Below are 15,898 nucleotides of genomic sequence, written 5' to 3' on the forward strand. Positions count from 1 at the left end.
TAAGAAGGAAAAATCCTACAATATTATTATTCAATTGCACATGCTTAGTAGTTTGCCACTTAAATCGACGTCAGGATTTTGAGGAATGATCTGTAGTTTGGGTTTCTCCTTGGGTTAGGTTGGCGCGTTAACACAGTTTTGCTAAGACTTCCTTCATGGTGGGGACAATATCACAATTAAACACCCACACCACATAAAGCTTGCCTTTTACAACAATCAATTTAGATAAAGTAATACAAATCCTACTTTTAAATTAAAATAAGTACTACAAAAACAGATATCATGAAAATACTAGTAGTAGATGACAAGCAATCGTTGAGTGAATTGGTAGCTCAGTTTTTGGGGCAGTCCCATTCAGTTACCACGATGGAGAATGGTTTGGCAGCCATTTCTTGGCTACAAGAAGGCAATATGCCTGATTTGATCATTACTGATCTGGAAATGCCAGAAATGGATGGTTTCGAGCTTATTCGAAGAATCAAGCAATCAGGGGTCTTCTCCGACATTCCAATCATAGTTTTAAGCTGTAGGGACAGTAGCTCTGATAGGGTTGAATGCCTTAAGTTGGGAGCAGATGACTATATCGTAAAACCGTTCAATCCAGAAGAATTGATGATACGGGTAGACAAGTTGTTAATTAGACAATAGTATGGAAGTACTTACAAAGAAAAAAACAAGGATACTTTATCTAGGGGACAACACCAGATTTGCAGATGAATTCCATCGTTTTTCCGAAAGTGTGGAGGTAAGCTCGTCACAAACCACAGTGGATGCTATCAAATGGCTGCATCTTAACTGTGATTTCAAGGCAAAAAAGTGGATAAACGCAAATCAAAATGTTGATGCAATTCTTTGTGAGCAAAATATTCCCGTAAAACAGCTCAATGAGTTCAGTGAGTATGTTGAAGAAGTGTTCGATCCATCAAAAAAGATACCCTTTGTGCTATTAAGTAAAAAGGCGAGCAAGAAAGATAAACTTGCAGCATTGGAAAAAGGTTTCGACGATATTTTCATTCACCCCATCAGTTTTGAGCAAGTGCTAGAGCGTATTGGATTCTTGAAAGAACTCAAATCAAATCTAAGGGAACAAAAAATTTCTTCGGAAAAAGAAGGAATCAAAGAATATAAGATCGGATTCTGGAAAAGAAGTTTTGATATCGCTGTTGCCTCTACCGTTTTATTGTTGGCGTCTCCTTTTCTTTTGTTGGTAATCCTGGCCATCAGATTGGAGTCCAAGGGGAAAGTATATTACATTTCCAAAAGGGTCGGAACCAGCTATAAGATCTTTAATTTTTTAAAACTGAGGTCTATGTACCCTGACGCAGATAAGCGCTTAAAGGAGTTTGAACATCTAAATCAATATATAAACGATGATGATGATAAGGAAACTGAATCTGCGGCCTCCGAAGAAATCCCGGATAAGGGTACCGTGCTCATAGGCGATGATACAGAGGTGAACGAAATCTTGCACAATACTCAAAGGAAAAAAAGTGCAGAGAGTGCCTTTGTGAAATTTGATAATGATCCACGGATAACCAAAGTTGGAAAGATAATACGGAAACTTAGTATTGATGAGTTGCCCCAATTGATCAATGTATTAAAAGGAGATATGTCGATTGTGGGCAATAGGCCCTTGCCACTGTATGAAGCAGAAATGTTGACTACGGACGAATGGACTGAACGATTCAATGGTCCGGCCGGAATTACAGGACTTTGGCAGGTAGAAGCCAGGGGAAGATCTTCTAAAATGTCTCCAGAAGAACGAAAACAGCTCGATGTAAAATATGTGGAATATGCCAATAGCAAATTTGCATTCTTAATTGATATGTGGATCGTGCTAAGAACCTTTAGGGCAGTTTTCCAAAAAGAAAATGTATAGCAATGAGAATGAAATTTATGGTAATTACATTTTTATTGCTGGGGCAATTATCCATAAGTCAAGAAATCGACGAGTTTATAGCTGAAAACCTCAAAAAAAATGATATTACCCGGGTACTACCGTCATTGGACAGCCTAATCGCTTTGGCACACCAAAATTCGCCAGAGCTGAAGTACCGTGATGCCGATCAAAAATACTGGAAGGCAAGACAACGTTTGGCACAGACAAAATGGTTGGATTACCTTTATTTGGAAGCTGTTTACAGCTATGGGGTATTCGATAACCTTACGGCTTCCCAACTTTCTGGGGCGCCACAACCGAGTCAAACCTTGTTTTCAACAGAACAGGACAGGTACACCGTTGGCCCTTCATTAAAAATACCAATCTCCGCAATTCTCAACAGAAAAAATACCGTAAGATCTGCCAAAGCTGAAGCGGAAAAATCCAGGTATGAAAAAGAGGTTGATAAAGTCAGGATTCGTGAACTTGTGATTACCCGTTACAATGGCCTGTTAAAAGCACACAGACTGCTATTTGTTTATGGAACCATTGTGGATACGTACAAGGTGCAGGCACTACGTGCTGAGACCGACTATAAAAATGGAATTATTCCTGTGTCGGAATATACCCGACTTAGTCAAATGCTCAACGAAGCCATTGTGGCCCATGAATCCCAAAAATCCGAATTGAGCCTTGCAGTTCTTCTTTTAGAGGAAGTTGTAGGGATAAAACTGAATATTTAAGTAGCGATGAAGTTTAATCTGTTGTTTTTTGTAAGGATACTGCTGCGTCATATTTGGCTCCTTATCACGGTGCCAATTGTGCTCGGAGGTCTTGTTTTTGTCCTTACCCAAAATCAACCTAAGGTATACGATTCAAAGGCTAGGATCTATACTGCATTTGCTTCGGGATCGACCATAGAGTTGGACAACACCAAATTTGATTATAGCAAGACCAATATTGCCTACGACAACCTTCTAAACCTCATAAAATCAAGAACTACACTAGAAACGGTGGCACTCAAGCTATTCGCCCAGCATATGCTTTTGGACAGCGCAGATATTAGGATAATCTCCAAAAAGAAGTATGGCGAATTAATGGAGATTGTGCCAGAAGACGTGAAAGCGCTGGTAATCAAGGGAGATTTACAAAAAACCTATGAAAGCTTTTTACAGTATAAAGAAGAAGGACATGATAATTTTATCAATGAACTTCTAAACCTGGAGCATCCCGATTATAGTATTGCGAAAATATTGGAGAAGATAGGTGTCAGACGTATTTCCATAAGTGATTTTGTTGATATAACCTATCAATCCGAAGATCCCGGAATTTGTCAAAACACATTGCTGATTCTTTCAGAAACTTTTATCAAAGCAAATGCGGACATAAAGGCAAATCAGTCAGATGCAGTGGTCAATTACTTTGAAAATCAACTAAATAAAACCACTAGTCAACTCAACGCCGCTGAAAAAGAACTGCTCAATTTCAATAAGGGGAACAAAATCATGAATTACTACGAACAGACCAAACAGCTGGCTTCGCGTAGAGAAAATTTTGAGTTGCGATATCAAGAAGTACAACAACGATATCATGCGGCCAAAGCAGTACTTCCAGAGTTGGAGAAAAAATTGGGCGCTCATGAGAAGAAACGGCTTCAGAGCAATAGGATATTGGATTTAAGGAACGAACTGGCCGAACTCAACTACGCTATCTCGATGAAAAGTTTGGATTTATCAAGAGATTCCACAGTTCAAGCCTCAAATGCGGAAAAAATTGCCGAGTCTACCAAAAGATTGAACAAGGTCAAAACGGAACTTAAAAAAGCAGTTGATACGGTATTTGTTGTCGATCATGATAAACACGGGGTAGCATCTTCGGACATTCTAACCGATTGGTTGTCCAATACCATCAATTTTGAAGGAGCGAAGGCGGAGCTACAAATATTAGATCAGAAGCGAATAGAATTTGATGAGCTGTATACTTGGTATGCTCCCTTGGGTGCAACCATGAAGAAATTGGAAAGAAAAATAAACATTGAAGAACAAGAATATCTAAGTCTTCTGCATAGTCTGGGACTGGCCAAACTAAGACAACAAAATGTGGAACTGCAATCAAATCTCAAAATTACGGAGGTTCCATTTTTTCCTATAAAACCTAATCCGAGCAAGAGGATGATGCTGGTCATTGTGGCTGCGGTGGTTGGTTTTATTCTGGTGGCCATAACAGTTTTGGTCCTCGAATTTCTTGATGGTAACCTCAATACCGCCAAAAGGGCAGAGGAAAAGATGGAGTTGAAGGTTTCCTCAATTTTCCCGGTAATTAGCAGCAAAAACAAAAAAATCGACTATAAATACCTTCAAAACAAGGCGGTAAATGCCATATCGCGTGACATCATACTTAATCAATTCAAGAAAAAATCAGATGGCCCTGTTGCGAATATGTTGTTTTCAACACAGGAAAGTGAAGGAAAGACATTTGTTTGTAAGCACCTGATAGACAAACTATGTGAATTGGGGTATAAAACACTGCATATTACCTATGATGATTTTGACTTGGCCATTCAGGATGAGAGTTACCAAAAAATCACCTATGAGGTAAGTGATCAGCTTTATAAGATTTCAAATATTGAAGAGTTTGATCAAAACTCCGTGGTAGCGGATTTCAACCTATTCGATTTTATCATCTTGGAGCTGCCAGGGATCATTAAAAATCCTTTCCCCGTTAAATTGGCAGCCACTATGGACCATTCCTTTTTGGTGGTAAGGGCCAATAGAGCTTGGGGAGAAGCAGACCAGAACGCACTTGCACTGTTCAATGAGGCAACCACTGGGCCGGAACCTACCATTATACTAAATGGGGTCAAAATCTTGGAAATGGAAACTGTGGTTGGTGACCTACCCAAAAAACGATCCTTGATACGAAAATTTATAAAGCGATTGGTGCAACTCCGATTCTTCGCAAAAAAAACGGTCGCCTAATGTTGAAAAGATTGGGGAACATAGTACGGGAAAAAAACATGAGCTCCTTGATGACCAATGTGCTTATCGCAGCGTTGGGATTGATGAGCTTTATGCTATTGACCAGGCAATTAAGCAAAGAACTCTTCGGTGATTGGGTCCTCTATGTTACACTGGCCACTTTCGTGGATCTTTTACGATTTGGATTGACCCAAACCTCTTCAGTAAGATTATTAGCAGGTGCAAAGCAAGAGGATTATAAAAAACTGATGGGCTCGAGCTTTAAGATCAATCTTAAACTGCTCGCTCTAATAACTGCATTTTGTTGGATTTTATATGCCTTTGTCCTTACCGGAGGTTTTGAAATAAGCTATGGATATATATTGTTTTTAGCTTGGTATCCCATTTTGGGATTGACCAATTTAAGTTGGAACAACTCCATGGCACTGTTCCAGGCGAAGCAAGACTTTAAGGGCATGATGTATGTCCGCCTTTCCAACATTGGGCTATTTGTGGTTTTTCTCATTTTGAACCATTGGTGGTTGCATTTGGGAATCCTTGAAATCCTTTATGTCCACTTGGCGGTAAATGTTGTATCAAGTATTTGGTGCATGGTAAAGAAATGGGACGGATGTCTATACCTAAAACATGCCGATAGCGATACCACCAAAGAACTTATCAATTTTGGGAAATACTCCATGGGAACCTTGATAGGGTCTAGCTTATTGAAAAGCGCTGATACTTTTATCATTGGACTGAGTCCAATTTTGGGGTCCGCCGGAATTGCAATGTATGCCATTCCATTGAAGTTGACCGACCTTTTAGGAATTCCGCTACGTAGTTTCACGATGACCGCTTATCCACGGATGTCAAAAAAATGCATTGATGGTGATATACCGGGAGTGCGGAAAACGTTTTATGCCTATTCCGGTGCAATTACCTTATTGTTCGTGCCGGTATCCATCGTATGTTTCATTTTCGCGGAAGAGCTTGTGCTCATTTTGGGAGGAAATGAATATGTTGAGGTATTGCCCCAACTCACATTGATTTTTAGAATATTCACTTTGTACACTTTACTGCTGCCTATTGATAGATTCACAGGTGTCCTTTTGGACAGTATCAACAAACCAAGATTGAACTTGAACAAGGTCATAATCATGACGATGGCGAATATTATTGTCGATTTTGTTGCTGTTTTTGTGTTTGAATCATTGGCTTTAGTTGCGGTTGGAACAGTAATATTCACCATAATTGGGATTTTTCTCGGTTTCTATTATCTGAGCCGAGAAATACAAATCGAATCCAGACGGATTTTTCCCGAAGGGATACTTTTCTTCAAAAGTCTTAATACCTATTTGGCACCATGAATCCATTTGAGCGAACATACGGCCAGGACTTGTTGAAGAAACCATTGCCCATTCTTACATTGTTTTCGTTGGTCATCGCATCAGCTTTGCTTATCGCGTCAAAAGGCCTTATTGCCGGAATTGGCATTATTGCATTTCCCTTGGGGATGCTCTACGTAATCAATGTTTTTCTTTCCCCAAGAATAGGTATCATTACCATAATAGCTTTCAGTTTTTTTGTGACCGGAATTTCAAGGTACTTGCCGGGTACTTGGGGCCTGCTTGTGGATGGACTTTTGTTCATGATGTATGCAGCCCTTTTTTTCAAGGAGTTCAGAATACGCATACCTTGGAACAATGCCCGTTCCCAATTGACCATTCTTGTGAGTGTCTGGTTTGGATATGCCATGTTCCAGGCAGTAAACCCAGAAGCCGTAAGTATTGAAGCTTGGTTTTATGCCATGAGGGGAATAGCCTTGTATCAATGGTTGATCATTCCCTTGTGTTTTATCCTGTTCAATCGACCCAAAGATTTGATGCTTTTTTTTATGATTTGGGGTGGAATCAGTATCCTGGGAACCTTAAAAGGAATTATGCAGTTGACCCTCGGGGTCGACCCTTTCGAACAAGCTTGGTTGGATGGTGGAGGTGCAGTTACCCATGTGCTTTTTGGAAAGCTTCGGATATTCTCATTTTATTCTGATGCAGGACAGTTTGGGGCATCTCAAGGACATACCGGAGTGGTATTTGGCATTTTGGCCTTGTTCATGAAAGACAACTTTAAGTTAAGGGCATTTTTTGGCTTTGTTGCCATTATGGGGCTTTATGGGATGCTGATTTCCGGGACCAGAGGAGCAATTGCTGTTCCAGCCATGGGCGGGGTCATGTTCATCATCATAAGAAAACATATTCCAAGTATTGTGTTGGGAGCCATGGCGGGAATTGCCGTTTTTGTCTTTTTCAAGTATACCACAATAGGAAATAACAACGACCAGATTCGAAGGATGCGGACGGCATTTGACCCTAACGATGCTTCTTTGCAAGTACGTTTGGATAATCAAAAAAAGCTTTCAGGGTATTTGGCTTCACGACCTTTTGGAGGTGGTATCGGATCCACGGGTAATTGGGGACAGCGATTTACCCCACATACTTTTTTGGCCAATACAGCAACAGATAGTTGGTTTGTGGCCATTTGGGCCGATATGGGTATTGTTGGACTTTATTTGCACCTGTTCATCTTGTTCTTTATTCTGATAACCGGAGCGTACAATTGCATGTTTAAAATTCGGGATGATTGGATCAAGGGACAGATTACCGCATTGGTTTGTGGTATGGCAGGAATCATGTTGGCTTCCTATGGAAATGGGGTATTTGGACAGTTTCCCACAGGGATTTTAATGTATGTGGGCATGGTTTTCATATTCCTTTCCCCAAAATGGGATAGAAAGATCCAGCAAGAAAAAGAACAATTGGAACAGGAAGAACTGGCTCTTGCAGCATAAAACTCAACGTATGACAGAAAATTTTCCATTGGTGTCCATTATCACCATAAACTATAACGAATCTGAAGTAACATTGGAGATGTTAGAATCCCTAAAGGGATTGACTTATCCCAATATTGAGGTGATTGTGGTGGACAACGCTTCACCAAATGACAGTCCCGATATAATCAAAGAACAATATCCTGGGGTTTGTTTGATCAAAAGCAGGGAAAATCTTGGATTTGCGGGTGGGAACAATCTCGGGGTCAAACAATCAACCGGAGATTATCTGTTGTTCATTAATAATGACACTATCGTTCCGGAAGGGTTCATCGAACCGCTGGTCCAAACCCTACAAGAAGATAAAACCATAGGGATGGTGAGTCCTAAAATAAAATTCCATTGGAATCCAGAACTTATACAATATGCGGGCTATACCCCAATGAATCATTGGACCATTCGTAACAACAGTATTGGATACCATCAAAAGGATGATGGGCGTTTTGACACTGAAGGAGAAACCGAATCCATTCACGGAGCTGCAATGATGGTGCCTAGAACTGTCGTGGACAAGGTCGGGATGATGACCGAGATCTACTTTCTATATTATGAGGAGCACGATTGGGCGGAAATGATCAAGAGAGCAGGATATAAAATTTACTATCAACCGAAATCACATATCCTTCATAAAGAATCGATTTCTACGGGTAAATTCAGTCCATTGAAGACCTATTATATATCTCGAAATAGAATCTTGTTTGCACGGCGTAACTTCAAACCTTTACAGTTGGGCATTAGTTTATTGTTCCAATGCTTTGTGTCCATTCCTAAGAACAGCTTGCAATTTCTGATCAAAAGGGAACTAAAGCATTTCAAGGCTTTTTGGAAGGCCATTTCATGGAATTTGACCCATAGGGCGGAAATGGGATAAGCCCGTTTCAATAACCATCAATCGCTACCCCTATTTTATCCATTGACAAAGTGTCGGGAGCAATATTTGCTATTTTTAGGTGATAAAATAATGAGCATGGCGCAAAGAAAAAAACGTTGGGGAATTTACCTCGTCCTGGGTATTACTTTTTTTAGTGGATTTATGGTCTATTTAATGTTCACCAGTGAGACCAATACTAGTGTTGTAAACTTGGTATTGCAAAAAGACGGTAAAACATATTTATATTCCTATCTGGGAGATCAAGCTGTGCAAAGCAGTATTCAAATGAATGAAAGTCCTGTAATATTTCCTTTTATACAGTTGTTTGAAGATGATGATAAACTTTATGCAGCTCCTGATAAACTTGAAGATATTGTCAATTTAATATGTGGCAATTATCAAATATATGACTATCCAGAAAAGAGCAGTGATGGTTATGTAACCTCGGGGAATATGTCATGTTTCCAAACCTTGTTTAAAAATCAAACCACGGAAAACATAGGAGAACAGATACGGACTCATACAGCTGAATTGACTGATTTGGATTCTGGCAACGACTTCGAAATAAAATGGAACGTAAATACCAAAACCTATGAGTCGGAAGCCCTGGAAAATTGCCAAGAAAAATCATTTATGATAAAAACTTCCGTCCAACCTGGGGAGTTTGTGATTTCTTCGAAAGATTTTATCATGGTCGATTTGCAGGGTGTAATTAATTTTTATGGGAAGAAGGTTAACGCAAGGTTAAACAAAGAAGAACAACTTTTATACATCCAGTATAAAGACTAGTTTGAATATCCATCAATCTTAATTTGTTTTGGACCTTGACTATGATGGTTAAGTTTGGAAGCGAAAACTGATGAATTTCGGTCGCAAGAACCCCATTGCAGCGTATTGACAACACGAATTCAATACTTTACAACAAATACTTTTCTCTCTTAAAATGTAGGATAATATTTACAAAAATATTATACCTACCATGATATTTAAAGTTTTAAGAATTACTGTCCTTAGTGCTTTGGTTTTGACCGCTTCCCCATGTTTCGGTGAGACCAATCCTACTGGTTCTCTTACAGAACTAAATGGTCCTGACGGATTTGATTATGCGTTAAGTGAAGGAGGTAATTTAGGTGAATTTCGAGAGTTTAATGCCATTCCTGTAGGTAGATATTATAAGACAGAAATCAATCTGCCATGGGCGATAAATATCTATGCTGACTTTGTCGCTCCTCCCGAATCAATCCCTATTACATTACAGTATCCAAAGTTGGTGAATTGGGCCAATTAGGGTGGCACCCAGGATTTTAATTGGTATGTAAAATAAACGAATGATTAAAAAGAAAAATAACATCAACCTTAATAGAAATATCAAGTTATGAATATTACAGTAATCGGAACGGGCTATGTAGGCCTTGTTACAGGAACCTGCTTCGCAGAAACCGGAATCAATGTCGTTTGCGTGGATATTGATGAAAAGAAAATTGAAAAACTACGCAATGGGGAGGTTCCTATCTACGAACCAGGACTCGATGTACTATTAGAACGTAATATTGACAAGGGCAGAATCTCTTTCACAACCAACCTTAAAAAAGGGATCAAGGATAGTGATGCGGTTTTTATTGCCGTAGGCACCCCACCTGACGAAGATGGAAGTGCAGATTTAAAATATGTATTGGGAGTTGCTCGGGAAATCGGGCAGCATATGGAAGATTACAAAGTAATCATCACCAAAAGTACGGTACCAGTTGGAACTTCATTCAAGGTAAAGTCAGCCGTAGAAGAGGAGTTGTCCAAGCGAAAGGTCCGCATTCCGTTCGATGTGGCGTCCAACCCTGAATTTCTTAAGGAAGGGAGTGCTGTTGATGATTTTCTAAAGCCCGACCGTATAGTCGTCGGAATTGAAAGCAAGCGCGCGGAAAAAGTGATGCGTAAACTTTACAAGCCTTTCCTTATGAATGGTCATCCGCTGTTGTTCATGGATATTTTCTCTTCTGAAATGACGAAGTATGCGGCGAACTCAATGCTGGCAACCAAAATCAGTTTCATGAACGATATCGCCAACCTATGCGAATTGGTCGGTGCCAATGTCGATTTGGTTCGAAAAGGAATTGGATCAGATTCCAGAATTGGAAATAAGTTCATTTATCCCGGTACAGGATATGGAGGTAGTTGTTTCCCTAAAGACGTTCAGGCCTTGGTCCGCACTGCTGATGAATATGGACATTCATTGGAAGTTTTGAAAGCAGTTGAAGCGGTTAACTATCGTCAAAAATCAGTATTGGTTGAAAAAATCAAAGCTCACTTTGGAGAGAATTTAAAAGGTAAGCAGTTCGGACTTTGGGGACTGTCATTCAAGCCTAAGACCGATGACATGCGTGAAGCACCTTCCTTGGTGATTATTGATCAGTTAAAGGCCATGGGGGCAAATATCAGAGCGTATGACCCAGTAGCTATGGAAGAAACCCACCGCATTCTGGGAGATAAAATAGAATATGCAAAAGATGAATATGACGCGATCATTGAGGCAGATGCTTTAATAGTGGTCACTGAGTGGTCCGAGTTCAGAATGCCAAACTTCAGGATTCTGGATAAACTGATGAACGAGAAGCTCATTTTTGATGGAAGGAATGTATACGATCCCGAGGAAATGGGTGAGATTGGATTTACGTACTACAGTATCGGCAGAAATGTGGTGAATAGCACTGAAAACGAAACCGTAAACATTTAATAGCGCAATGAAACGAATATTGGTAACCGGAGGGGCAGGTTTTGTTGGCTCCCATTTATGTGAAAGACTCTTAAGAGAGGGCAATGAAGTAATAAGTATGGATAATTACTTCACGGGAAGAAAAAGTAAGATTGTCCATTTAATGGATAACCCATACTTCGAAGTAGTGAGGCACGACGTGACTTTACCTTACTTCTTGGAGGTAGATGAAATATACAATCTGGCGTGTCCAGCATCGCCGGTACACTATCAGCATAACCCAATAAAAACCATCAAAACTTCAGTTTTGGGGGCAATAAATATGCTTGGACTCGCCAAGCGCATCAAGGCAAAAATCCTTCAAGCATCTACCAGTGAGGTGTACGGAGATCCTGAGCTGCATCCGCAACCAGAGGATTATTGGGGCCATGTAAATCCCATAGGAATTAGATCATGCTACGATGAGGGCAAACGTTGTGCTGAATCCTTGTTTGTGAACTATCATAATTCCAACGATGTATTGGTGAAGATTATTAGAATTTTCAACACCTACGGCCCTCGAATGGAACCGGATGATGGGCGTGTGGTGTCAAACTTTATCATGCAAGCATTGCAAGGAAAGGATATTACCATTTTTGGTGATGGTACCCAGACCAGAAGTTTCCAATATGTAAGCGATTTGGTGGATGGAATGATTAAAATGATGGACACCGAAGATGACTTCATCGGTCCAATCAATATTGGAAATCCGGGAGAGTTTACCATGTTGGAACTCGCTGAAAACATTATCGATATAACAGGATCCAAATCAAAAATTATTCATTTGCCTTTACCAGCTGATGATCCCATGCAACGTAAACCGGATATTTCACTTGCACAGGAGAAGTTGAAAGGATGGGCACCCAGCGTGGATTTAAGGACAGGTCTTGGAAAAACCATTGAGTACTTTGATAATCTGCTCAAGGAAAAATCCATCAAAGAATTAGTAGAAGGGTAGTAATAGTTAATTCGAATGCATAATATGGATGTAGTCAAAATTTTGGTCAATAGTTTGGAGATCCTTTTGATAGGGTATTTTGGATTTGCATCCATTTATGTGTTCATTTTTTCCCTTGCAGGCCTTTTTCAAGCTCGCAAAAGGCGCGAAATACTGCAGAAACAGCGAAAGTTCGCTGTACTGATTCCTGGGTATAAAGAAGATAATGTGATTGTTGAGGTTGCCAAAAAGGCGCTTCAGCAAACCTATCCCACCCATCTTTTTGAAGTTGTCGTGATTGCGGATTCTTTTCAGAAAGCAACCTTGGATGAGCTAAAAAAACTGCCCCTCAGGGTAGTTGAGGTCTCCTTTGATAAAAGCACCAAATCCAAGGCATTAAACCAAGCCATGAAGGTAATTGGGGATGATTATGATGTTGCTTTGATTTTAGACGCGGATAACATTATGGAAGAAGGGTTTGTTGAAAAAATAAACAAGGCCTTTAATCAAGGATACAAGGTGGTGCAGGGGCACCGCATTGCAAAAAATACCAATACTTCATTTGCCATTCTCGATGCGATCAGTGAGGAGATTAACAACCATATCTTTCGTAAGGGGCACAGGGTTTTAGGGTTCTCTTCGGCCCTGATTGGATCTGGAATGGCCTTTGACTATTACTTTTTCAAGAGTACCATGGCCAATGTAAATGCTGTAGGGGGCTTTGACAAAGAGCTTGAATTGAAGCTGTTGAAAAACAGGACAAAGATTGAATATCTCAACAATGCCCTGGTTTTGGATGAAAAAGTTCAAAAATCAGATGTCTTTGCCAATCAGCGTAAGCGTTGGTTGTCGGCCCAATTTGTCTACTTCGGAAGGTATTTTATGCCAGGGTTGAAAGAGCTGTTGACCAGGGGCAATATTGACTTTTTTGATAAGGTCTATCAAATGGTATCCCCACCCAGAGTGCTTTTATTGGGGTTGGTTTCGATTATCACTTTTGCGTACTTTATGCTGAATCTGATTTGGCCTTCAAACCTAATGGCGGTGCCCGGATATTTGTGGTACGTCAGTTTTGGTTTGGTGATTTTCGCTTTTGCCTTTGCCGTTCCGAAAAAATTCTACAGTAAGACTACGTTCAATGCTTTACTGACGCTTCCCAAGGCTTTTGCAGTTATGTTCTTGTCTCTTTTCAAATTAAAAGGAGCCAACAAAAAGTTTATTCATACCCAGCACGGAACCATTAACAGTCAATAATTGAAATGAAAATAGGTATAGAGGGACAACGTCTTTTTAGAAAAAAGAAACACGGTATGGATATGGTGGCTTTGGAGCTGATCAAAAACCTTCAAAGAATTGACCAGAAAAATGAATATGTGGTTTTTGTGAAACCCGATTTTGATAACACCTGCATTCCCAATGCACCCAATTTTAAGATTGTGGAACTGAATTCCAAATGGGGGTATCCAGGTTGGGAACAAATAGAATTACCCAAGGCTGCATATAGGGAAGGGTGCGATGTTCTGCACTGCACAAGCAATACAGGGCCATTGTTTTCGAAGGTGCCCATTATCACAACATTGCACGATATCATTTACCTCGAAAGTATAAGCCTTTTCAAAAAGGAAGGGACATGGTATCAAAAATTGGGGAATATGTACCGCAGGTATTTTGTACCCCCAGTGATTAGAAAAAGTAAAAGGGTGATTACGGTTTCCAACTATGAAAAGGAACGTATCAACAATCATTTTGGCTTTACGGATAACCGGTTGACGGCCATTTACAATGGTGTTGGGGCCCATTTCAAAAAAGTAACGGATTCCGCACAACTCAGGGCAATAAAGGAAAAATATAACCTTCCGGATAACTTCTTCTTCTTTTTGGGCAACACAGATCCCAAGAAGAATACCAAAGGAGTTTTAAAAGCCTTCACGGATTTCAACAAGATTTATCCAGCGGAATATAGGCTTGTAATGTTGGATTACGATGAGGAAGAACTTCTCAAACTATTGGAAACCACTGGAGGGCGTGAAATACGAAAATTGATTCATTTAACAGGATATGTTCCAAATACGGATTTGCCTGCAATCATAAGCCAGAGCACCATATTCCTATATCCATCACTGCGTGAAAGTTTTGGTATTCCCATTTTGGAAGGAATGGCTTGCGGAGTACCGGTGATTACATCGAACACATCTTCGATGCCAGAGGTGGCCGGAGATGGCAGTGCATTAATGGTGGATCCTTTGAAACCGATTGAAATAACAGAGGCTATGAGAAGCTTGATAGAGGATAAAATGTTGGCTGATGTACTTTCAGAAAAAGGGATTGAGCGCGCTAAACATTTTTCATGGGAGGCCATGGCGAAAAATGTACTTGAGCTATATGAAGATGTTCACCATGAACTAAAAAACAGTTGATATGATTAAGGGTCAAGACATTGTTGTTGTGGGTATTCAAGCTTGGGACATCGAAATTGGAAGCAATTGCAAGAATATTGCTTCAGAGTTTGCCAAGCACAATAGGGTACTTTATGTAAATCCGCCGTTGGATAGGGCTTCCTTAAAAAGGGAGAAAAACACCGAAAAGATCCAAAAAAGGATTAGGGTCAAAAATGGAGAAGAAGATGGTTTGGTACAGTTAGGGGAAAACCTGTGGAACCTTTATCCAAAAACAATGACAGAATCCATCAACTGGATTCCGATTCATCCCATCTTTAAAATTTTCAATAGAAGAAATGCCAAGATTTTCTCCGGCGATATTCAAGAAGCCTTGAACCAGCTTGGATTTAGGAATATCCTGATTTTTAACGACAGTTCAATGTTCCTGGGATTGCATTTGAAAGAATTTTTGGCACCCAAGAGCTATACGTACTACATGCGTGATTACTTAATAAAGGTGCCATACTGGAGAAAACATGGGGAGCGGATTGAACCTCAAGTGATTCAACAAGCCGATGTAGTTGTAAATAACTCCACGCTTTATGCGGAGTATGGATTACAGCACAACCCCAACAGCTTTATGGTCGGTCAAGGATGCGATGTTTCCCTTTTCAATGATGAAAACGGAAGTATTCAAGTTCCTAAGGAGTTTGAGTCCATTCCAAGACCCATTATTGGCTATGTCGGTTATTTGACAAGTATGCGACTGGACATTGAACTACTGGAGCATATGGCTCAAACCCGAAAAGATTGGAGCATTGTGTTGGTCGGCCCTGAGGATAACGATTTTGGACAATCGAATTTACACCATATGGATAATGTTTTCTTTTTGGGAAGCAAGGATTCCTCGGAACTGCCAAGTTATGTCAAGGGATTTGACGTTGCGATGAATCCTCAAGTGGTAAACGATTGGACCATTGGGAACTATCCAAGAAAGATTGATGAATACTTGGCCATGGGAAAACCCACCTTGGCCACCCAGACCAAGGCCATGGAAATGTTCAAGGACCATGTCTATCTAGGCACAACCAAAGAGGAATATATCCAATTGGCTGAAAAAGCTTTGGAAGAGAATTCTCCGGAGCTGCAAAATAAACGTATCGCATTTGCGAAAAGTCATACTTGGGAGAACAATGTACGCGCGATTTACGACGCTATTAAAAAATCAGCCTAAATAGAAGAT

At 40.2% G+C, this 15,898-nt stretch carries 14 protein-coding genes; all 14 read left to right on the top strand.

What is annotated here, in order from left to right; all coding sequences use genetic code 11:
• Positions 1-282: 282 nt before the first annotated feature.
• The 14 genes from ACULLH_RS04540 to ACULLH_RS04605 all read left to right on the top strand — a co-directional run bounded on the left by ACULLH_RS04540 (position 283) and on the right by ACULLH_RS04605 (position 15,889).
• Positions 283-648 carry a response regulator transcription factor gene (locus ACULLH_RS04540; RefSeq protein ID WP_454087538.1) on the top strand — a complete coding sequence of 122 codons (366 nt, stop codon included), beginning with the start codon at positions 283-285 and terminating at the stop codon, positions 646-648.
• A gap of 1 nt (position 649) precedes the next feature.
• Complete coding sequence (locus ACULLH_RS04545) at positions 650-1,879, top strand: sugar transferase (protein ID WP_454087539.1); 1,230 nt, start codon at positions 650-652, stop codon at positions 1,877-1,879.
• A gap of 2 nt (positions 1,880-1,881) precedes the next feature.
• The gene (locus tag ACULLH_RS04550) at positions 1,882-2,622 is read left to right on the top strand and encodes a TolC family protein (protein WP_454087540.1); all 741 of its coding nucleotides are present in this window, start codon (positions 1,882-1,884) and stop codon (positions 2,620-2,622) included.
• A 6-nt stretch (positions 2,623-2,628) separates the two neighbouring features.
• Positions 2,629-4,857: a GumC family protein gene (locus ACULLH_RS04555; protein WP_454087541.1), complete on the top strand. Its 2,229-nt coding sequence runs from the start codon at positions 2,629-2,631 to the stop codon at positions 4,855-4,857.
• Positions 4,857-6,203: an oligosaccharide flippase family protein gene (locus ACULLH_RS04560; protein ID WP_454087542.1), complete on the top strand. Its 1,347-nt coding sequence runs from the start codon at positions 4,857-4,859 to the stop codon at positions 6,201-6,203. Before ACULLH_RS04555 ends, ACULLH_RS04560 begins: the two co-directional genes overlap by 1 nt.
• The gene (locus ACULLH_RS04565) at positions 6,200-7,684 is read left to right on the top strand and encodes an O-antigen ligase family protein (RefSeq protein WP_454087543.1); all 1,485 of its coding nucleotides are present in this window, start codon (positions 6,200-6,202) and stop codon (positions 7,682-7,684) included. The genes ACULLH_RS04560 and ACULLH_RS04565 overlap by 4 nt, the downstream gene beginning before the upstream one ends.
• Before the next feature lie 10 nt (positions 7,685-7,694).
• Positions 7,695-8,594, top strand: coding sequence for a glycosyltransferase family 2 protein (locus tag ACULLH_RS04570; RefSeq protein ID WP_454087544.1), 900 nt, complete (start codon positions 7,695-7,697; stop codon positions 8,592-8,594).
• Positions 8,595-8,690: 96 nt separating this feature from the next.
• On the top strand, positions 8,691-9,383 hold the full coding sequence (locus ACULLH_RS04575) for a hypothetical protein (protein ID WP_454087545.1): 693 nt from the start codon (positions 8,691-8,693) through the stop codon (positions 9,381-9,383).
• A gap of 190 nt (positions 9,384-9,573) precedes the next feature.
• Positions 9,574-9,882 carry a DUF4842 domain-containing protein gene (locus tag ACULLH_RS04580; RefSeq protein WP_454087546.1) on the top strand — a complete coding sequence of 103 codons (309 nt, stop codon included), beginning with the start codon at positions 9,574-9,576 and terminating at the stop codon, positions 9,880-9,882.
• An 87-nt stretch (positions 9,883-9,969) separates the two neighbouring features.
• Positions 9,970-11,322, top strand: a complete 1,353-nt coding sequence (locus ACULLH_RS04585; RefSeq protein ID WP_454087547.1) for a UDP-glucose dehydrogenase family protein — start codon at positions 9,970-9,972, stop codon at positions 11,320-11,322.
• Between the two features lie 7 nt (positions 11,323-11,329).
• Positions 11,330-12,298, top strand: coding sequence for a UDP-glucuronic acid decarboxylase family protein (locus ACULLH_RS04590; protein WP_454087548.1), 969 nt, complete (start codon positions 11,330-11,332; stop codon positions 12,296-12,298).
• Positions 12,299-12,322: 24 nt separating this feature from the next.
• On the top strand, positions 12,323-13,531 hold the full coding sequence (locus ACULLH_RS04595; RefSeq protein ID WP_454087549.1) for a glycosyltransferase: 1,209 nt from the start codon (positions 12,323-12,325) through the stop codon (positions 13,529-13,531).
• A gap of 5 nt (positions 13,532-13,536) precedes the next feature.
• Entirely contained in the window at positions 13,537-14,694 is a 1,158-nt protein-coding gene (locus tag ACULLH_RS04600) for a glycosyltransferase family 4 protein (protein WP_454087550.1), read from the top strand.
• A gap of 1 nt (position 14,695) precedes the next feature.
• Positions 14,696-15,889 (top strand): glycosyltransferase, encoded by a 1,194-nt coding sequence (locus tag ACULLH_RS04605; protein WP_454087551.1) that lies wholly within the window; start codon positions 14,696-14,698, stop codon positions 15,887-15,889.
• Positions 15,890-15,898 lie beyond the last annotated feature (9 nt).

This window comes from Flagellimonas sp. 2504JD4-2 (genome assembly GCF_053642935.1).